Source organism: Pseudomonas sp. NPDC087626 (assembly GCF_044743405.1).
Lineage (GTDB): Bacteria > Pseudomonadota > Gammaproteobacteria > Pseudomonadales > Pseudomonadaceae > Aquipseudomonas.
The window spans coordinates 243,073-262,867 of record NZ_JBIUWJ010000001.1; the positions used below are offsets into that span (position 1 = coordinate 243,073).

Below are 19,795 nucleotides of genomic sequence, written 5' to 3' on the forward strand. Positions count from 1 at the left end.
AAACGCAAATCCTGTGGGAGCGGGCTTGCCCGCGATGCTTTTAGCCTTGAACTGGAACCCCTTTGAGGTACGGCGCAGGCTCGGCCCCCAGGTTGCTCAGCAACCGCTCGCTGTACCAATCCACAAAATTCACCACACCAAACTCATAGGTCTTGGAGTACGGCCCAGGCTGGTACGCGGTGGAGTTGATGCCGCGCTGGTTCTCTTCGGCCAGGCGCCGGTCCTGGTCGTTGGTGGCGTCCCACACCTGGCGCATGCGGTCGACGTCGTAGTCGACGCCTTCGACGGCGTCCTTGTGCACCAGCCACTTGGTGGTGACCATGGTTTCCTGGGCGCTGATCGGCCACACGGTGAACACGATGATGTGGTCGCCCATGCAGTGGTTCCAGGAGTGCGGCAAGTGCAGGATGCGCATCGAGCCCAGGTCCGGGTTCTGGATGCGGCCCATGAGTTTTTTGCAGCCTTGCTTGCCGTCCAGGGTCATCGACACGGTGCCCTTGAGCAGCGGCATGCGCACGATGCGGTTACGCAGGCCGAAGCTGGCGTGGGCATACGGAATCTTCTCGGCGTCCCAGGCGGCGGCAGAAGCGGCCACGTGGTCCTTGAACGCCTGGTCGGCACGGGGGTCGGTGACGTCGTCCCATTCGAGCAGGGTTTTCAGCAATTCAGGGTGCGAGGCGTTGCAGTGGTAACACTCGCGGTTGTTCTCCAGCACCAGCTTCCAGTTGGCTTTTTCGAACAAGGTGGTCTGGATCGCCACCTTGGTGTTTTCCATGTCGTACGGTTCCATGTAGTGATTCAGCGTCGACAGGAAGTCATCGATGGCTGGCGGATTTTCCGCCAGGCTGATGAAGATGTAGCCGCCTGCTGTCTTCACGTTCACCGGCTTGAGGCCGTACTGCTTCATGTCGAAGTCGTCACCCATCTCGGTGCCGGCAAACAGCAGGCGCCCGTCGAGCTCGTAGGTCCACTGGTGGTAGTGGCAGACCAGCTTGGCGACCTTGCCTTTATCGCTGGTGCACAAGCGCGAGCCACGGTGGCGGCAGACGTTGTGGAAGGCATGCACCACCCCCTCGGCACCGCGAATCACGATGATCGGGTTCTTGCCGATCTGCAGGGTCAGGTAGTTGCCCTTGGTCGGGATTTCGCAGGTCATGCCAGCGATCAACCATTCTTTCTGAAAGATTTCCTGCATGTCGATATCGAACAGCCGCTCATCGGAGTAGAACGGCTGCGGCAGCGAGAACGTGCGCTCACGTTCCTGCAGCATCTGGGCGGTGGCCTTGCGTGCGGGTTCCAGAGGATCGCCCAGGCTGATTTTTGCGGTGACGTCCATCGATTGAGTCCTCATGGCCATTCTGTGTGGCCGGCGAATAGTGGCTGATACGGTTGCTACGCAAGACACAAACAGTGTTTATCTGTTGAGGCGAGTGTGGGGCTGCCGCCGCCCAGAACCTTATCCACGAGCGACATGGCCCACTCTGTTCCCGACGCTCAACCCCCGGTAGCAAGGGGCTGGTCGCGATAAGCATGTGAATGTCGCAGATAGGTAAATGGCCGGTCGGCGCTATACGCAGAATCGCCAACATGAGGCCGACAGTCGGCCGTGGAGATCAGCATGTCCAACAGCTTCCTGAACCCGGTAACCACCCAGACCTGGGCCAATGGTCGACACATTGTCCGTTGCGTCAAAGTCATCCAGGAAACCTGGGACGTGCGCACCTTTTGCTTCATGGCCGACCAGCCGATCATGTTCTTCTTCAAACCGGGGCAATTTGTCACCCTGGAGCTGGAAATCGACGGCCAGCCGATCATGCGTTCGTACACCATCTCCAGCTCGCCGTCGGTGCCCTACAGCTTCTCGGTGACCATCAAGCGGGTGCCGGGCGGCAAGGTCTCCAACTGGCTGCACGACACCCTGCACGAAGGTCAGGAACTGGCGGTGCACGGGCCGGTCGGGTTGTTCAACGCCATGGACTTCACCGCGCCGAAGGTGCTCTACCTCAGCGGTGGTGTCGGCATTACCCCTGTGATGTCGATGGCGCGCTGGTTCTACGACACCAATGGCAATGTCGACATGGTGTTTATCCATAGCGCCCGTTCGCCCAAGGACATCATTTATCACCGCGAGCTGGAGCACATGGCGTCGCGGATCGATAACTTCAGCCTGCACCTGATTTGCGAAAAACACGGCCTGGGTGAGCCCTGGGCCGGCTATCGCGGTTACCTGAACCATAAAATGCTCGAATTGATGGCGCCGGACTTCCTCGAGCGTGAAGTATTCTGCTGCGGTCCGACGCCGTACATGAATGCGGTCAAGCGCCTGCTGGAGGCTGCCGGCTTCGACATGACGCGCTATCACGAGGAATCCTTCGGCGCCACGCCGCCGGAAGCTCGTGCCGATGCCGTGGAGCAAGCCGAACAAGCGGCCGACGCTCCGGAAATCGACATCGCCGACCTGCATCAGGTGGAGTTCACCGCGTCCGGCAAAAGCATCCGCGTGGCCCCGGGAGAAACCGTGCACGCGGCGGCGGCCAAGCTTGGCCTGCTGATTCCCAAGGCTTGCGGCATGGGCATCTGCGGGACCTGCAAGGTGATGAAGCTGGGGGGCGAGGTGGAGATGGATCACAACGGCGGGATCACCGAGGAAGACGAAGCCGAAGGGTTCATCCTGTCGTGCTGCAGCGTGCCGAAAGGGGACGTGCGCATCGAGTTCTGATCAACACCGATCCCCTGTAGGAGCGAGCCTGCTCGCGATGAACCTGAGAACACCGCGGCGTGTCAGGCTGCCAACATTATCGTTGACGTCCATCGCGAGCCGGCTCGCTCCTACAGGGGAGGGTGTTTAGTCGACAAACAGGTCCGTCATCAGCTTGTCGCTGCTGTCAGGCGCGAAGCGGTAGTGCTCGAACTCCGTCACACCGCTTTCCCGCAGTATTTCCTCATCAATCAGCAAGCGCGCGGTCAAACTGCGGTTTGCGCTGCTCAGAATCACATGCGCCGCATCCGCCATGATCGCAGGCGTGCGTGCATGTTTGAACGACTCCCTCGACCCCAACTGAAACTCGATCGCGGCGGTGGCAATCATCGTCTGTGGCCATAGCGAGTTGACGCTGATCCCGTAATTCCTGAATTCCTCACTCATGCCCAACGTCAGCATGCTCATGCCGTACTTGGTCACGGTGTAGGGGCTGTACTGGGCGAACCATTTGCTGGCGAGGTTCAGCGGCGGTGAGAGGTTGAGGATGTGCCCGCTGGACTTTTTCAGATAGGGCAGGGCGGCCTGGCTGCATAGCAGCACGGCGCGGGTGTTGATCTGGTGCATCAAGTCGAAACGCTTGAGTTCGAGGTGCTGCACGCCTGTCAGCTTAATCGCCCCGGCATTGTTGACCAGCGCGTCGATGGCACCGAAATGCTCGTTGGCCTGGGCCAGTGCCGCATGCACCGCCACTTCATCGCGCACATCCACCTGCAGCGCCAGTGCCTTGCCGCCGGCGGCCTCGACTTCCTCAGCCACGCTGAAAATGGTCCCGGGCAGCTTGGCGTGGGGTTCCGCGCTTTTCGCGGCAATGACGATATTGGCCCCATCCCTGGCGGCACGCAGCGCAATTTCACGGCCGATGCCACGGCTGGCGCCGGTGATGAAGAGGGTTTTGCCTTGAAGTGACATGCGCGTGCTCCTGCTTATTGTTATGTGAGCGTAAGGGCTCGACAGACAATGTAGACGAGGAGCAAGCAATAGGAGGGGATGATGTTGGCTTTTGTGGGAGCGAGCTTGCTCGCGATAGCGGACTGTCAGTGACATCAACGTTGAATGTGCTGGCCTGATCGTCGGAACGTCGCCCGGAGCAAGCCCGCTCCCACGGGGGAGCGGTGTAAACCAACGCTTTAGCGGGACATCACTTCGCGAATGTCCGCAGCCAATTCCCGCACCCGCTCTTCCTCGGTGTCCCAGGAGCACATGAAGCGTGCGCCGCCTTTACCGATGAAGGTGTAGAAGCGCCAGCCCTTGGCAGTCAGTGCAGCGATGGCCGGTTCCGAGAGTTGCAGGAACACGCCGTTGGCCTGTACCGGGAACATCAGTTCGACGCCGGGAATGTCGCTGACCAATTCTGCCAGCAGCTGTGCGCAGTAGTTGGCGTGGCGGGCGTGCTTGAGCCAGGCGTCGTGTTCCAGCAGGCCGACCCAGGGCGCTGAGAGGAAGCGCATTTTCGATGCCAGTTGCCCTGCCTGTTTGCAGCGGTAGTCGAAGTCTTCGGCCAGTTTCTGGTTGAAGAACAGAATCGCCTCGCCCACCGCCATGCCGTTTTTGGTGCCGCCAAAACACAACACGTCGACCCCGGCTTTCCAGGTCAGGTCGGCCGGCGAGCAATCGAGGAACGCGCAGGCGTTGGAGAAGCGCGCGCCGTCCATGTGCAGGTTCAGGCCCAGCTCTTTGCAGGTGGCACTGATGGCGCGGATTTCTTGCGGGGTGTAGACGCTGCCGACTTCAGTGGCCTGGGTCAGGGTCACCACCCGTGGCTTGGGGTAGTGAATGTCCTGGCGCTTGAGGGCGATCTCGCGGATTGACTCCGGCGTCAGCTTGCCGTTTTCGGTGCGCGCCGTGAGCAACTTGGAGCCATTGGAGAAGAACTCCGGGGCGCCACATTCGTCGGTTTCGACGTGTGCGGTTTCCGAGCAGATCACGCTATGGTAACTCTGGCACAACGACGACAAGGCCAGGGAGTTGGCGGCGGTGCCATTGAAGGCGAAGAACACTTCGCAGTCGGTTTCGAACAGTTTGCGGAAATAGTCCGAGGCGCGGGCGGTCCACTCATCGTCGCCATAGGCGCGCTGGTGGCCCTGATTGGCCTGTTCCATGGCCGCCCAGGCTTCAGGGCAGATGCCGGAATAGTTGTCGCTGGCGAATTGTTGGCTCTTATCGGTCATGGCCGGCTTCCGTGGTCGAGGCGCTTATGGTGAAGCGGCTCGTGGTCAATGATGGTGCGCACTTTACCGAAGATCGTCCGGAGAGCACACGCGATGTGTCTGTCAGAAAACTACACAGTCGAGGGGCAATTATGCACGTGACGCAACGTGACGGTGCACTCGATCTGCTCAAATGGTTGGCACTGTTGAGCATGGTCCTCGATCACCTGCGCTATGTCGGCTGGCCGCTCGATGTGCTCTATGTGCCGGGGCGCCTGGCGTTTCCCTGGTTCTGCCTGGCGATGGCGGTCAACCTGGCACGTACACCGACAGCGCCGACCGGCGGTCAGTGGCGTTACCTGGGCTGGTTGCTGCTGTTTAGCCTGGTCAGTGAAATTCCCTACCGCCTGTTCATCCCCGAGCCTGATGTCCTCAACGTATTGCCTACGCTGGCGCTGGGACTGCTGGTGGCCCGTGGTTGGCTGTACCAGGACCTGCAGGCGCGTGGCTTGGGGCTGGTCGCGCTGCTGCTGGCGACGCTGTTCAGTGAGCGACTGATGTTTGGCGTTTTTGGGGTGCTGCTGCCATTGGCGACATTGCTGGTGATTCGTCGGCCCTGGTACTGGGCGGTGTTGCCGGGGCTGGTCTGCCTGGCGGCGAATCAGTGGCAGGTGTTGATTGCCGCCATCCGTCTGGGTAACCCGGTGGCGGTGGTCGCTCTTGGTGTCTGCCTGATTGCGCCATTGCTGGGTCTGGTCTTGTTGCGACATACCAAACATCTCAAGCCACCGCCGATGCGCCGTTGGGCGTATGCCTTGTATCCGCTACATTTTCTGCTTCTGTTACTCGTCCGCAATATCGCCGCATAACTGTGTGGGAGCGGGCTTGCCCGCGATGACGGCGTCACATCCGGCATAAGAGTCGGCTGACCCTCCGCCATCACGGGCAAGCCCGCTCCCACAGGAGTGTGTTGATCTTGTGAGCGAGTACGACGCGTCCATTTCAGCCCATGTCGTAAACGCACCTTTGCGTGGCGTCCGTAGGCATTTGACCTGTCTGCGCCGGTCATACCATCGCATCAAAGGGCACTGCCGCCAGGCCGGTGCCTCACCAAGACAAAATGGCGCACCACCGCCGCTGGGAGAGACGCGATGTTCAGCAAGCAAGACCAGATCCAGGGTTATGACGATGCACTGCTGGCGGCGATGAATGCCGAGGAGCAACGCCAGGAAGATCACATCGAGCTGATCGCGTCAGAGAACTACACCAGCAAGCGTGTCATGCAAGCACAAGGCAGTGGCCTGACCAACAAATATGCCGAGGGTTATCCGGGCAAGCGTTACTACGGTGGCTGCGAGCATGTGGATAAAGTCGAGGCGCTGGCCATCGAACGCGCCAAGCAACTGTTCGGTGCCGACTACGCCAACGTCCAGCCGCACTCCGGCTCCTCGGCCAACAGCGCGGTGTACCTGGCCCTGATCCAGGCGGGCGACACCATCCTGGGCATGAGCCTGGCCCACGGCGGTCACCTGACCCACGGCGCCAAGGTGTCGTCCTCGGGCAAGCTGTACAACGCGGTGCAGTACGGCATCGACACCAAGACCGGACTGATCGACTACGACGAAGTCGAGCGCCTGGCCGTCGAGTGCCAGCCGAAGATGATCGTCGCCGGCTTCTCGGCCTACTCCAAGACCCTCGACTTCCCACGCTTTCGGCAGATCGCCGACAAGGTCGGTGCACTGCTGTTCGTCGACATGGCCCACGTTGCCGGCCTGGTCGCTGCCGGTCTGTATCCCAACCCGCTGCCGTACGCCGACGTGGTCACCACCACCACCCACAAGACCCTGCGCGGTCCGCGTGGCGGCCTGATCCTGGCCAAGGCCAACGAAGAAATCGAGAAGAAGCTCAACTCCGCGGTGTTCCCCGGTGCCCAGGGCGGCCCGCTGATGCATGTGATTGCCGGCAAGGCAGTGTGTTTCAAGGAAGCGCTGGAGCCAGGCTTCAAGGTTTATCAGCAACAAGTGATCGACAACGCCCAGGCCATGGCCAGCGTGTTTATCAAACGTGGCTACGATGTAGTGTCCGGCGGCACCGACAATCACCTGTTCCTGGTCAGCCTGATCCGCCAGGGCCTGACCGGCAAAGACGCCGATGCCGCCCTTGGTCGTGCGCACATCACCGTGAACAAGAACGCCGTGCCGAATGACCCACAGTCGCCGTTCGTCACTTCCGGCCTGCGCATCGGCACCCCGGCAGTCACCACTCGCGGCTTCAAAGTGAGCCAGTGCGTGACGCTGGCCGGCTGGATCTGCGACATCCTCGACAACCTCGGCGATGCCGATGTCGAGGCCAATGTCGCCCAGCAGGTTTCGGCCCTGTGCGCTGACTTCCCGGTTTATCGCTGAGCGCGGTTTTTGGAGTAAATGACTATGCAACGCTACTCAGGCTTCGGCCTCTTCAAGCACTCCCTCAGCCACCACGAAAACTGGCAGCGCATGTGGCGCACGCCAACCCCGAAAAAAGTCTACGACGTGGTCATCGTCGGCGGCGGCGGGCATGGTCTGGCGACCGCCTACTACCTGGCAAAGGAGCACGGCATCACCAACGTGGCCGTAGTCGAGAAGGGCTGGCTGGGCGGTGGTAACACCGCGCGCAACACCACCATCGTGCGTTCCAACTATCTGTGGGACGAGTCGGCGCACCTCTACGAGCACGCGATGAAACTCTGGGAAGGCCTGTCCCAGGACCTCAACTACAACGTGATGTTCTCCCAGCGTGGCGTCTACAACCTGTGCCACACCCTGCAGGACATTCGTGACTCCGAGCGTCGGGTCAGCGCCAACCGCCTCAACGGCGTCGACGGCGAGCTGCTCAACGCCCAGCAGGTCGCCGACGAGATTCCGTACCTGGACTGCTCGAAGAACACCCGCTACCCGGTGATGGGCGCTACCGTCCAGCGTCGCGGCGGCGTAGCCCGTCACGATGCCGTGGCCTGGGGTTTTGCCCGGGCCGCCGACGCCCTCGGCGTGGACCTGATCCAGCAGACCGAAGTGATCGGCTTTCGCAAGGAAAACGGCGTGTGCATCGGCGTCGAGACCAACAAGGGTTTCATCGGTGCCAAGCGCGTCGGTGTGGTGACCGCCGGTAACTCCGGGCACATGGCCAAGCTCGCCGGCTTCCGCCTGCCGATCGAATCTCACCCGCTGCAAGCGCTGGTGTCCGAGCCGATCAAGCCGATTATCGACAGCGTGATCTTGTGCTACGGGGTGCACGGCTACATCAGCGAGTGCGTCTAGGGCGACCTGGTGTTCGGTGCCGGTATCGACGGCTACAACGGCTACGGCCAGCGCGGTTCGTACCCGGTGATCGAGCACACCATCCAGGCCATCGTCGAGATGTTCCCGGTGCTGTCGCGGGTGCGCATGAACCGCCAGTGGGGCGGCATCGTCGACACCACGCCGGATGCCTGCCCGATCATTTCCAAGACCCCGGTGCCGAACATGTTCTTCAACTGCGGTTGGGGCACCGGTGGCTTCAAGGCCACGCCGGGTTCGGGCAACGTATTTGCGGCGAGCCTGGCCAAGGGTGAAATGCATCCGCTGGCGGCGCCTTTCTCCATCGACCGGTTCCATAACGGCGCGCTGATCGACGAACACGGCGCTGCTGCCGTCGCCCACTAACAGGAGAAATTTCCTATGTTGCATATCTTCTGTCCTCACTGTGGCGAACTGCGCTCCGAAGAGGAATTCCACGCATCCGGCCAGGCGCACATCCCACGTCCGCTGGATCCGAACACCTGCACCGACGAGGAGTGGGGCGACTACCTGTTCTTCCGTGACAACCCCCGTGGCCTGCACCACGAACTGTGGGACCACGTCGCCGGTTGCCGTCAGTATTTCAACGTCACCCGCGACACCGTGACCTACGAGATTCTCGAAACCTACAAGATCGGCAGCAAGCCGCAGTTCACCGACAAGACTGAAAGTCCGAAAGCGGCCGCGCAGGCTCTGGGAGCGAAGGTATGAGCCAGATCAATCGCCTGTCCAACGGTGGACGGATCGACCGCAACAAAGTCTTGAGCTTCACGTTCAACGGCCAGGTGTACAAGGGCTTTGAAGGTGACTCCCTGGCGGCGGCCCTGCTGGCCAACGGCGTCGACATCATCGGTCGCAGCTTCAAGTATTCGCGGCCGCGCGGGATCTTTGCCGCCGGTGCCGAAGAACCGAACGCGGTGCTGCAGATCGGCGCCACCGAAGCCACCCAGATCCCCAACGTGCGTGCCACGCAACAAGCGCTGTATCAAGGTTTGGTTGCCACCAGCACCAACGGCTGGCCCAGCGTCAACAACGACATGATGGGGATTCTCGGCAAGGTCGGCGGCAAGCTGATGCCGCCAGGTTTCTACTACAAAACCTTCATGTACCCGCAATCGTTCTGGATGACGTACGAGAAGTACATCCGCAAGGCCGCTGGCCTGGGTCGCTCGCCGACCGAAAACGATCCGGACACCTACGACTACATGAACCAGCACTGCGACGTGCTGATCGTCGGCGCCGGCCCCGCAGGCCTGGCTGCGGCACTGGCGGCTGCGCGCAGCGGAGCGCGGGTGATCCTCGCCGATGAACAGGAAGAGTTCGGCGGCAGCCTGCTCGATTCCCGTGAGAGCCTCGATGGCAAGCCGGCCGCCGAATGGGTCGCCAGCGTCATCGCTGAACTGAAAGACACCCCGGATGTACTGCTGTTGCCGCGCGCCACGGTCAACGGTTACCACGACCATAACTTCCTGACCATTCACGAGCGCCTTACCGATCACCTTGGCGACCGCGCCCCGATCGGCCAGGTGCGCCAGCGCATCCACCGGGTTCGCGCCAAGCGTGTGGTGCTGGCGACCGGCGCGTGCGAGCGGCCGCTGGTCTACGGCAACAACGACGTGCCGGGCAACATGCTGGCTGGCGCGGTCTCCACCTACGTGCGTCGCTACGGTGTCGCACCGGGCAAGAAGCTGGTCCTGAGCACCAACAACGATCACGCCTACCGCGTGGCCCTGGACTGGCTCGACGCCAGCCTGCAAGTGGTGGCCATCGCCGACGCCCGCAGCAACCCGCGCGGTGCGCTGGTGGAAGAAGCCCGGGCCAAGGGCATCCGCATCCTGACCGGCAGCGCAGTGATCGAAGCCCGTGGCAGCAAGCACGTGACCGCTGCCCGTGTGGCCGCGATCGACGTCAAGGCGCACACCGTGACCAGCCCTGGCGAATGGCTGGAGTGCGACCTGGTGGCCAGCTCCGGCGGCTACAGCCCGGTGGTTCACCTGGCGTCGCACCTGGGCGGCAAGCCGACCTGGCGTGAAGACATCCTCGGTTTTGTCCCGGGTGAAGCGCCGCAGAAACGCGTGTGCGTGGGTGGGATCAACGGCGTCTATGGCCTTGGCGATTCCCTGGCCGATGGTTTTGAAGGGGGCGCCCGCGCCGCTGCCGAAGCCGGCTTCCAGACGGTCGAGGGTGTGTTGCCCAAAGCCCTGAGCCGCCATGAAGAGGCGACCCTGGCACTGTTCCAGGTGCCGCACGAAAAGAACACCGCACGGGCGCCGAAGCAATTCGTCGACCTGCAGAACGATGTCACCGCGGCCGCCATCGAACTGGCCACCCGCGAGGGCTTCGAGTCGGTCGAGCACGTCAAGCGCTACACCGCGCTGGGCTTCGGCACCGACCAGGGCAAGCTGGGTAACGTCAACGGCCTGGCCATCGCGGCCCGTTCGCTGAACGTGACGATCCCGCAGATGGGCACCACCATGTTCCGCCCCAACTACACGCCGGTAACATTCGGCGCAGTAGCCGGTCGTCACTGTGGGCACATCTTCGAGCCGGTGCGGTATACCGCGCTGCATCAATGGCACCTGAAAAACGGCGCCGAGTTCGAAGACGTCGGGCAGTGGAAACGTCCCTGGTACTTCCCGAAAAACGCTGAAGACCTGCATGCCGCGGTCAAGCGTGAATGCCTGGCGGTGCGCGAAAGCGTCGGCCTGCTGGATGCCTCGACCCTGGGCAAGATCGATATTCAAGGGCCGGATGCGCGCGAATTTCTCAACCGGGTCTACACCAACGCCTGGACCAAGCTGGACGTGGGCAAGGCGCGCTACGGCCTGATGTGCAAGGAAGACGGGATGGTCTTCGACGATGGTGTGACGGCGTGCCTGGCCGACAACCATTTCGTCATGACCACCACCACCGGTGGCGCGGCCCGCGTGCTGCAGTGGCTGGAGATCTACCACCAGACCGAATGGCCGGACCTGAAGGTGTACTTCACTTCCGTGACGGACCACTGGGCCACCATGACCCTGTCCGGGCCGAACAGCCGCAAGCTGCTCAGCGAAGTCACCGACATCGACCTGGACAAGGACGGCTTCCCGTTCATGACCTGGAAAGAAGGCCTGGTGGGCGGCGTGCCGGCGCGGGTGTTCCGGATTTCCTTTACCGGTGAGCTGTCGTACGAAGTCAACGTGCAGGCCGACTACGCCATGGGTGTTTTGGAGAAGATTGTTGAGGCGGGGAAGAAGTACAACCTGACGCCATATGGCACCGAGACCATGCACGTGCTGCGCGCCGAGAAGGGTTTCATCATCGTTGGCCAGGATACCGACAGCTCGATGACCCCGGACGACCTGAACATGGGCTGGTGTGTGGGCCGCACCAAACCGTTCTCGTGGATCGGCTGGCGGGGCATGAACCGCGAAGACTGCGTGCGTGAGCAACGCAAGCAACTGGTCGGTCTCAAGCCGATCGACCCGACCAAGTGGCTGCCGGAAGGCGCGCAGTTGGTGTTCAACACCAAGCAGGCGATCCCGATGAGCATGGTCGGTCACGTGACTTCCAGCTACTTGCACAACTCCCTGGGCTACTCGTTTGCCATGGGCGTGGTCAAAGGCGGCCTGAAGCGCATCGGTGAGCGGGTGTTCGCACCGCTGGCCGACGGCAGTGTGATCGAGGCGGAAATCGTTTCTTCGGTGTTCTTCGATCCGAAGGGTGATCGCCAGAACATCTAACACCACAGAACCTGTGGGAGCGTGGCTTGCCCGCGATGAACGATAACGCGGAGCCTCAGGCAGACCGAGTTGCTCCCATCGCGGGCAAGCCCGCTCCCACAGGGAAACGAATTCAGGAAAGGTGCTTTATGACCGTAGCCAATGTGTACCAACAACGCCCAACCACCGGGGCCAAGGCCGAGTCGTCGTTGCAGCATGCCGACCTCGCCAGCCTGGTGGGCAAGGGCCGCAAAAACGCCGGCGTGATCGTGCGTGAGAAAAAACTCCTCGGTCACCTGACCCTGCGTGGCGACGGCCACGATGCCGCGTTCGCCGCCGGTGTGCACAAGGCCCTGGGCATCGAGTTGCCGGGGGCGCTGAGCGTCATCGTCAAGGGTGAGACCAGCCTGCAATGGATGGGGCCGGATGAATGGCTGCTGATCGTTCCAAGCGGTGAAGAGTTCGTCGCCGAGCAGAAGCTGCGTGAAGCCCTGGGCGAGTTGCACATCCAGATCGTCAACGTCAGCGGTGGTCAGCAGATCCTCGAACTGAGCGGCCCGAACGTGCGCCAGGTGCTGATGAAATCCACCAGCTACGACGTGCACCCCAACAATTTCCCGGTGGGCAAGGCGGTGGGCACGGTGTTCGCCAAGTCGCAACTGGTGATCCGCCACACCGCAGAAGACACCTGGGAATTGCTGATCCGTCGCAGCTTCTCGGATTACTGGTGGTTGTGGTTGCAGGATGCGGCAGCCGAGTACGGGCTTAGCGTTCAGGCTTGATCTCACCAGCGTCACTGTAGGAGCGAGCTTGCTCGCGATGGACTTGAGAGCGACGCGTTAAGTCAGGAAGTACGCGTCATCGTTGACCTCCATCGCGAGCAAGCTCGCTCCTACAGTAGGCATCCACCGATTTCACAGGAGTCACCGCACTATGAGCCGCGCCCCAGACACATGGATTCTGACCGCCGACTGCCCAAGCGTCCTCGGCACCGTGGATGCGGTGACCCGCTTTCTGTTCGAGCAGGGCTGCTACGTCACCGAGCACCACTCCTTTGATGACCGGCTTTCGGGGCGTTTTTTCATTCGTGTGGAGTTTCGCCAGCCCGAGGGTTTCGACGAGCAATCGTTCCGCGCGGGTCTGGCCGAGCGCGGCGAAGCTTTCGGGATGATTTTCGAACTGACCCCGCCGCACCACCGGCCAAAAGTGGTGATCATGGTCTCCAAGGCCGATCACTGCCTCAACGATCTGCTCTACCGCCAACGCATCGGCCAACTGTCGATGGACGTCGCGGCGGTGGTCTCCAACCACCCGGACCTCAAGCCCCTGGCCGACTGGCACGGCATTCCCTATTACCACTTCCCCCTCGACCCCAACGACAAGCCCTCGCAAGAGCGGCAGGTGTGGCAGGTGATCGAGGAGTCCGGTGCCGAACTGGTGATTCTTGCGCGTTATATGCAAGTGCTGTCGCCGGAACTGTGCCGCAAGCTCGACGGCAAGGCGATCAACATCCACCACTCGTTGCTGCCCGGTTTCAAGGGCGCCAAGCCCTATCACCAGGCTTACAACAAGGGCGTGAAGCTGGTCGGCGCCACGGCGCATTACATCAACAACGACCTGGACGAAGGCCCGATCATTGCCCAGGGCGTGGAGGCGGTGGATCACAGCCATTACCCCGAAGACCTGATCGCCAAGGGGCGGGATATCGAAGGCCTGACCCTGGCCCGGGCGGTGGGGTATCACATTGAGCGGCGGGTGTTCTTGAACGCCAATCGCACGGTCGTTCTTTAGATTGCCATCGCGGGCAAGCCCGCTCCCACAGGGTTTTGTGTCGTTCACAAATCTCAAGCTCAACCCGAATCATTGTGGGAGCGGGCTTGCCCGCGATGAGGCCCCAACAAGCAACACAAGAAACAGCATCTGTACCCGAGCACTTAACGCGCTGCCTGTCTGGGCAGCGCGGTTTCATAAAAACAACAGCGAGGTGAAAGCATGTCTGGCAATCGTGGTGTGGTGTATCTCGGCGCGGGCAAGGTCGAAGTACAGAAAATCGACTATCCGAAAATGCAGGATCCGCGCGGCCGGAAGATCGAGCACGGGGTGATCCTGCGAGTGGTCTCCACCAACATCTGTGGTTCCGACCAGCACATGGTGCGCGGTCGTACCACGGCCCAGACCGGTCTGGTGCTGGGACACGAGATCACCGGTGAAGTGATCGAGAAGGGCAGCGACGTCGAGAACCTGAAAATTGGCGACCTGGTCTCGGTGCCGTTCAACGTGGCTTGTGGGCGCTGCCGTTCCTGCAAGGAAATGCACACCGGCGTGTGCCTGAGCGTGAACCCGGCTCGCCCGGGCGGCGCCTACGGGTATGTCGACATGGGCGACTGGACCGGTGGCCAGGCCGAGTACGCCATGGTGCCGTACGCGGACTTCAACCTGCTGAAACTGCCGGATCGCGACCGCGCCATGGAGAAGATCCGCGACCTGACCTGCCTCTCCGACATCCTCCCGACCGGTTATCACGGCGCCGTTACTGCCGGCGTTGGCCCGGGCAGCACCGTGTATGTGGCCGGTGCCGGCCCCGTCGGTCTGGCGGCCGCCGCGTCGGCACGCCTGCTGGGCGCCGCGGTGGTGATCATCGGTGACGTCAACCCGATCCGCCTGGCCCACGCCAAGGCCCAGGGTTTCGAAATCGCCGACCTGTCCCTCGATACCCCTCTGCACGAACAGATCGCCGCGCTGCTGGGCGAGCCGGAAGTGGATTGCGCCGTCGACGCGGTGGGCTTCGAAGCTCGTGGCCACGGCCATGCAGGCGTGAAACACGAAGCCCCGGCCACCGTGCTCAACTCGCTGATGGGCGTGGTGCGTGTCGCCGGCAAGATCGGCATCCCTGGCCTCTACGTGACTGAAGACCCAGGTGCGGTAGATGCCGCTGCAAAAATGGGCAGTTTGAGCATCCGCTTTGGCCTCGGCTGGGCCAAATCCCACAGCTTCCACACCGGCCAGACCCCGGTGATGAAGTACAACCGCCAACTGATGCAGGCGATCATGTGGGACCGCATTCATATTGCCGACATCGTGGGTGTTGAGGTGATCAGCCTGGATGATGCGCCACGTGGTTATGGCGAATTCGATGCGGGTGTGCCGAAGAAGTTTGTGATCGATCCGCATAAGTTGTTTAGTGCGGCGTAAATTTTAGGGAGTTAGACAGGGCGACGCTAAGTCGCCCTTTTTGTAGGTTAAGTTAATGGGCTGTTCTTATTGGAGTTTGCAGCTCTTGAGGTGACTTGGAATTTTTCATGAGCTTGATTAACTTGTTCTCATAGTGTTGCTCTTGTTTCATTAGGCGTTTCAGAAGTTTTTGAATGGCTGGCGCATCTTTTTCCGCAAGAGGTGTGGCTGCGATGGGGAAGTCATACTCTTCGGAAGTTAGTTTGATTATTCTTTCCATGTAGCTGTCTGGATGGTTTTTTAAGTTTAAAATGTTATGTCTTGTGTTCTGAAGTTTTGCTTTGTTTCGGGCTATTGGATTTTTAATATTGTATATTGCGCCTTCTGATTGGATCCGGTAGGTGACATCGTTTCCGATAATGGGAGAAGCTGCCTGGTTGGTGGAGGCTATGGGGGCGTTTAAACTGTTTTGTGAGGTACTTAGACTTTGTGTAGGATGACTAAGTAGATTCTGGCTACTGATACTTCGGCCACTATTAAAAAAACCGAGCCATTTCCTAAAGGGCATGTGCCCCGTATCATCCCTTTTGTTCACCGGATCCCCCACACCATACCCATACGCATTCAACCCACCCTCCCCAAACGGACTCCAACTGTCCGGACTGTTGAATCGCATCAACACCGGGTTAAACGCCCGATACCCATTGCCCAACAAATAGTGCCCCGTCACCGGATCCGGCCGTTCGCCGTTGAAGCCGAGCAGGCTGAGCAAGCCGTTCTCTGGAATGCGATGACCATAAGGGGTGTAGGCAAGGTGATGGGAGCGGGTGGCGTCGAGGATGGCCAGTACCGAGCGCTGTTGATCGGTGACGAGCAAGCGGGGTTGCGCCGTGCCGTTCTGCCGCTGTTGCTGCGCCAGCAGTTGATCTTCGTGCTGCATGATCGAGCGCTGTAGCGCGCCTTGAATCTCGGTGGTCAGGCGCTCCTTAAGGTAGAAGCGTTGGCTGCGGGCCTGTGCCGTTGGGGTGCAATCGGCCAGGCGATCCAGTGGGTCGTAGTGGTAGCGGCAGAGCAGGGTTTCGCGGTGGGGCTTCATGGAAGGGGCTCCCTGAAAAGTGCGCAATACAGGGTTTACTGTGGCCTAGGCGGATGGGCTTGCCTACTAGCAGAACCGCTGTTTCGAGGGGGTGAGAAATTGGCGCTATCGCCACTTGAGCTCGGGGTTACTCTTATTTCTCGATTTGAAAAGTTAATGATGAAAGCCTCGGAATAACCGCTGTCTGTTAGTGTGCGTATTGTTATATTTCTTGCTGTATCGGCTGGAGATGTTGCGCTAGTATTTTGCGTCGTTAGAGCGGAGGTGCCGGGATTGGTTTGAGATCGGTTTGCAATGGCCGCCGAGTTCGCTGTTTGATTGGCGATGGAATTCTGCAAGTTTCGTGGGGGTGTCGGCTGCACTGTCAAGACGGGGGCGCGCTGACTAGGTACAACTTTTTGTATAGGTATTTCTTTTAGTGTCTGTTCAAAAGCATCCGCAGCTGAACGCTTGGTTGCTTGGCCTGCTACTCTTAGTGGTCGACGAACAAGAGTGGTTATTTGCTCACCCTTATTAATTAAAAATTTCAAGTTTTTCCGCAGGACTGCCCATAGAGCTATTGGCGTGTGTCCAGAGGGATCTGTTTTGTTTCCAGGGTTTCCGTAGCAGTAGGCATAGCTATTAAACCCACCCTCGCCAAACGGACTCCAACTGTCCGGGCTGTTGAATCGCATCAACACCGGGTTAAACGCCCGATAACCATTGCCCAACAAATAGTGCCCAGTCACCGGGTCCGGCCGTTCACCGTTGAAGCCGAGCAGGCTGAGCAAGCCGTTCTCTGGAATGCGATGACCATAAGGGGTGTAGGCAAGGTGATGGGAGCGGGTGGCGTCGAGGATGGCCAGTACCGAGCGCTGTTGATCGGTGACGAGCAAGCGGGGTTGCGCCGTGCCGCTCTGCCGCTGTTGCTGCGCCAGCAGTTGATCTTCGTGCTGCATGATCGAGCGCTGTAGCGCGCCTTGAATCTCGGTGGCCAGGCGCTCCTTGAGGTAGAAGCGTTGGCTGCTGGTCTGTGCCGTCGGGGTGCAATCGGCCAGGCGATCCAGTGGGTCGTAGTGGTAGCGGCAGAGCAGGGTTTGGCGTTGGGTTGGCATGGGCGTGGCTCTCTGAAAGCGCGGCGATGCAGGGAGTACTGTGGCGCAATCAGGTGATTCTGCCTACTGGCAGAACTGCTAGGGTCGACGTCTGGAAGGGACGCAGGGTGCCACTAGCTGCGTGCCTATTTATTGGGGAAAAAAACCTCTGCGTAGTCCATGAGATGAAAGGAAAGGCAGTAGCGGAACAATAGCCGGTGGTTTTCAGTCAAAATGCCAGCTTTGCGCCCGCTTGAGGGCATTTTTGAAGGTTCAGGAGTTTTTCGATGAAGATTTCACGCGGTTTTGCTTTGGCTTCGCTCATGACATTGGTCGCCAGCCCGGTCTTCGCCGGTTTCAGCCTGAACGATGTGGCGGGTGCGGTATCGGGCATGCAGGGTGGCGACAAGGCCGCCGCCGCAGCGCCGACCTCGCAGACTGCCGGCCTGTTGAGCGCCCTGAGCGCGCTGGACGTTAAACCAGAACAAGCCATTGGCGGCACCAGTGCGATGTTGGGCCTGGCCAAGAACAAGCTGAGCGCCAGCGACTATTCGGAACTGGCCAAGAGCGTGCCGGGTATCGACAAGCTCTCCGGTGGCAGCGGTAACCTGGGCGCCCTGGCGGGCATGCTGGGTTCGTCCGGCAAGGCCGCGGGCCTGGAAAACGCCCTGGGTAACGTCAAGGACACCAACGACCTGAACACCGCGTTCAGCGCGTTGGGCATGGACAGTGGCATGGTCGGCCAGTTTGCCCCGATCCTGCTGCAGTACCTGGGCCAGCAAGGCGTTGGCGGTACCCTGCTCAAGAGCCTGGGCAGCATCTGGGGCGTATAACCGCGCCTCACTCACGCCCGGCGCGCAAGGCGTCGATGCGTGCATCCTTGTCGATCCAGAGCTGGTTGACCCAGTTCTGGACGCTTTGGCGAAACAGCAGATCGTTCTCGTAATCTCCCTGCCACAACGCCGGATCCAGCTCACGGGTCTGGATGTCGATGATCACCCGCGGCACCGCACCGCTGATCAAATCCCAGAACCCCGGAATCTTTTCCTGTGGATAGACCACGGTGACGTCGAGGATGGCATCCAGCTGTTCGCCCATGGCGGCCAATACAAAAGCCACGCCGCCGGCCTTGGGTTTTAGCAGGTGCTTGAAAGGGGATTGCTGGGCGCCACGTTTGGCCTGGGTGAAGCGCGTGCCTTCTAGATAGTTGACCACGGTCACCGGCTGGCGCTTGAACAGCTCGCATGCGACCCGGGTAATCGCCAGGTCCTGGCCCCGCAGCTCCGGGTGCCTGGCCAGGAAGGCCTTGCTGTAGCGCTTCATGAACGGGTAATCCAGTGCCCACCAGGCCAGGCCCAGGAACGGCACCCAGATCAGCTCCTTTTTCAGGAAGAACTTGAAGAACGGCGTGCGTCGGTTGAGGGTCTGGATCAGCGCCGGGATATCGACCCAGGACTGATGGTTGCTGACCACCAGGTAAGAGGTGTCGACCCGCAGTCCCTCGCCGCCACGAATGTCCCAGCGGGTGGGGATGCAGCAGGCGAAAATCAGCTTGTCGATTTGTGCCCAGGTCTCGGCGATCCACATCACCGCCGCGCTTGCGGCATCGCGATAACGGCCGGGCAGGAGCAGTTTGAACAGGGCAAACACCAGCAGCGGCCCGATCAGGACCAGGGTGTTAAGCAACAGCAGCAGGGTGACGAAACAGCCGGTGAGCAGGCGGCGCATAAGTAACTCTTGAAAGCATTTGGGCGGGCCATGATAAGCAGCTTCGAGGCCCAGGCCAAATCTGCGGGCTGACGAATGTTTCACTTTAGCGCGGGTATGCTGCGCCAGATGATCTGGTTTTAGTGGTGTTCTCGCTGGCCTCATCGCGGGCAAGCCCGCTCCCACAATGGTTCGGCACAGATCCCTGTGGGAGCGGGCTTGCCCGCGATGGCGCTCCGAAGAGCGAACGAATAGCTGACAGACTGTCTAAAATCCCGCTGCTCACTCCTCAAGGGAATCCACCACGTGAAATCCATCCTCGCACTGTTATCCCTCCTGGCCCTGCCGGCCATGGCCGCCGAGCCGACCCTGTATGGCCGTTACGAATACATCCAGCTACCGGAGATCGGCGGTGAAGTGCTCAAGGCCAAGATGGACACCGGCGCGCTGACGGCCTCGCTGTCGGCCAAGGACATCGAGACCTTCACCCGCGATGGCGAGGAGTGGGTGCGTTTCCGCCTGGCGACCAAGGATGCCAGCAACAAGGTCTACGAACACAAGGTGGCGCGGATCAGTAAGATCAAGACCCGCTCCGAAGAGGACGAGGACGAAGATGTGGCAGCGCCGACCAAGCGTCCGGTGGTTGATTTGGAACTGTGCCTGGGCGACGTCAAGCGCACCGTCGAGGTCAACCTCACCGACCGCAGTAGTTTCAACTACCCGCTGCTGATCGGTGCCAAGGCGCTGCGTGAGTTTGGCGCGGCGGTGAATCCGGCTCGCAGGTTTACGGCGGATAAGCCGGAGTGTTGAGGCGAGCCGCTG

16 protein-coding genes and 1 pseudogene are annotated in these 19,795 nt (G+C 60.7%); 11 read left to right on the forward strand and 6 right to left on the reverse strand.

The genetic code is table 11. The features are described from left to right. Positions 1–40 precede the first annotated feature (40 nt). Positions 41–1,336, reverse strand: a complete 1,296-nt coding sequence (gbcA, locus tag ACIOVD_RS01135) for a glycine-betaine demethylase subunit GbcA (RefSeq protein ID WP_095165185.1) — start codon at positions 1,334–1,336, stop codon at positions 41–43. A gap of 282 nt (positions 1,337–1,618) precedes the next feature. Here gbcA and gbcB point away from each other — a divergent pair, with 282 nt between their 5' ends. Continuing rightward, the gene (gene gbcB / locus ACIOVD_RS01140; RefSeq protein ID WP_095164347.1) at positions 1,619–2,719 is read left to right on the forward strand and encodes a glycine-betaine demethylase subunit GbcB; all 1,101 of its coding nucleotides are present in this window, start codon (positions 1,619–1,621) and stop codon (positions 2,717–2,719) included. A 126-nt stretch (positions 2,720–2,845) separates the two neighbouring features. Here the strand turns inward: gbcB and ACIOVD_RS01145 are convergent, their stop codons facing one another. Both ACIOVD_RS01145 and ACIOVD_RS01150 read right to left on the reverse strand, forming a co-directional pair. Further along, positions 2,846–3,670, reverse strand: a complete 825-nt coding sequence (locus ACIOVD_RS01145; protein WP_401125602.1) for an SDR family oxidoreductase — start codon at positions 3,668–3,670, stop codon at positions 2,846–2,848. Positions 3,671–3,888: 218 nt separating this feature from the next. Beyond that, complete coding sequence (locus ACIOVD_RS01150; protein ID WP_401125605.1) at positions 3,889–4,929, reverse strand: low specificity L-threonine aldolase; 1,041 nt, start codon at positions 4,927–4,929, stop codon at positions 3,889–3,891. A 131-nt stretch (positions 4,930–5,060) separates the two neighbouring features. On the opposite strand from ACIOVD_RS01150, the gene ACIOVD_RS01155 reads away from it, so the two are divergent. The 8 genes and pseudogenes from ACIOVD_RS01155 to fdhA all read left to right on the forward strand — a co-directional run bounded on the left by ACIOVD_RS01155 (position 5,061) and on the right by fdhA (position 15,118). Further along, on the forward strand, positions 5,061–5,777 hold the full coding sequence (locus ACIOVD_RS01155; protein WP_401125607.1) for a TraX family protein: 717 nt from the start codon (positions 5,061–5,063) through the stop codon (positions 5,775–5,777). A 282-nt stretch (positions 5,778–6,059) separates the two neighbouring features. After that, entirely contained in the window at positions 6,060–7,313 is a 1,254-nt protein-coding gene (glyA, locus tag ACIOVD_RS01160; RefSeq protein ID WP_095164340.1) for a serine hydroxymethyltransferase, read from the forward strand. 24 nt (positions 7,314–7,337) lie between these two features. Beyond that, positions 7,338–8,588 (forward strand): annotated as a pseudogene (locus ACIOVD_RS01165) (sarcosine oxidase subunit beta family protein). A gap of 15 nt (positions 8,589–8,603) precedes the next feature. Then, positions 8,604–8,933 carry a sarcosine oxidase subunit delta gene (locus tag ACIOVD_RS01170; protein WP_095081389.1) on the forward strand — a complete coding sequence of 110 codons (330 nt, stop codon included), beginning with the start codon at positions 8,604–8,606 and terminating at the stop codon, positions 8,931–8,933. After that, the gene (locus ACIOVD_RS01175) at positions 8,930–11,947 is read left to right on the forward strand and encodes a sarcosine oxidase subunit alpha (RefSeq protein ID WP_095164338.1); all 3,018 of its coding nucleotides are present in this window, start codon (positions 8,930–8,932) and stop codon (positions 11,945–11,947) included. Before ACIOVD_RS01170 ends, ACIOVD_RS01175 begins: the two co-directional genes overlap by 4 nt. A gap of 128 nt (positions 11,948–12,075) precedes the next feature. Next, positions 12,076–12,708 (forward strand): sarcosine oxidase subunit gamma, encoded by a 633-nt coding sequence (locus tag ACIOVD_RS01180; protein WP_095164337.1) that lies wholly within the window; start codon positions 12,076–12,078, stop codon positions 12,706–12,708. A gap of 151 nt (positions 12,709–12,859) precedes the next feature. Further along, positions 12,860–13,717, forward strand: coding sequence for a formyltetrahydrofolate deformylase (gene purU, locus ACIOVD_RS01185; RefSeq protein WP_095164335.1), 858 nt, complete (start codon positions 12,860–12,862; stop codon positions 13,715–13,717). A gap of 201 nt (positions 13,718–13,918) precedes the next feature. Continuing rightward, a complete protein-coding gene (gene fdhA / locus ACIOVD_RS01190) occupies positions 13,919–15,118 on the forward strand; it encodes a formaldehyde dehydrogenase, glutathione-independent (protein WP_095164333.1) in 1,200 nt (399 codons plus the stop codon). A 52-nt stretch (positions 15,119–15,170) separates the two neighbouring features. Here the strand turns inward: fdhA and ACIOVD_RS01195 are convergent, their stop codons facing one another. Both ACIOVD_RS01195 and ACIOVD_RS01200 read right to left on the reverse strand, forming a co-directional pair. After that, positions 15,171–16,193: an RHS repeat-associated core domain-containing protein gene (locus ACIOVD_RS01195; protein WP_401125612.1), complete on the reverse strand. Its 1,023-nt coding sequence runs from the start codon at positions 16,191–16,193 to the stop codon at positions 15,171–15,173. A gap of 35 nt (positions 16,194–16,228) precedes the next feature. Beyond that, a complete protein-coding gene (locus tag ACIOVD_RS01200) occupies positions 16,229–17,287 on the reverse strand; it encodes an RHS repeat-associated core domain-containing protein (RefSeq protein WP_401125614.1) in 1,059 nt (352 codons plus the stop codon). A gap of 266 nt (positions 17,288–17,553) precedes the next feature. On the opposite strand from ACIOVD_RS01200, the gene ACIOVD_RS01205 reads away from it, so the two are divergent. Continuing rightward, positions 17,554–18,099, forward strand: a complete 546-nt coding sequence (locus ACIOVD_RS01205) for a DUF2780 domain-containing protein (RefSeq protein ID WP_095164329.1) — start codon at positions 17,554–17,556, stop codon at positions 18,097–18,099. 7 nt (positions 18,100–18,106) lie between these two features. Here the strand turns inward: ACIOVD_RS01205 and ACIOVD_RS01210 are convergent, their stop codons facing one another. After that, positions 18,107–18,994 (reverse strand): acyltransferase, encoded by an 888-nt coding sequence (locus tag ACIOVD_RS01210; protein ID WP_401125617.1) that lies wholly within the window; start codon positions 18,992–18,994, stop codon positions 18,107–18,109. A gap of 285 nt (positions 18,995–19,279) precedes the next feature. On the opposite strand from ACIOVD_RS01210, the gene ACIOVD_RS01215 reads away from it, so the two are divergent. After that, on the forward strand, positions 19,280–19,783 hold the full coding sequence (locus ACIOVD_RS01215) for an ATP-dependent zinc protease (protein WP_401125619.1): 504 nt from the start codon (positions 19,280–19,282) through the stop codon (positions 19,781–19,783). The last annotated feature ends 12 nt before the right edge of the window (positions 19,784–19,795 follow it).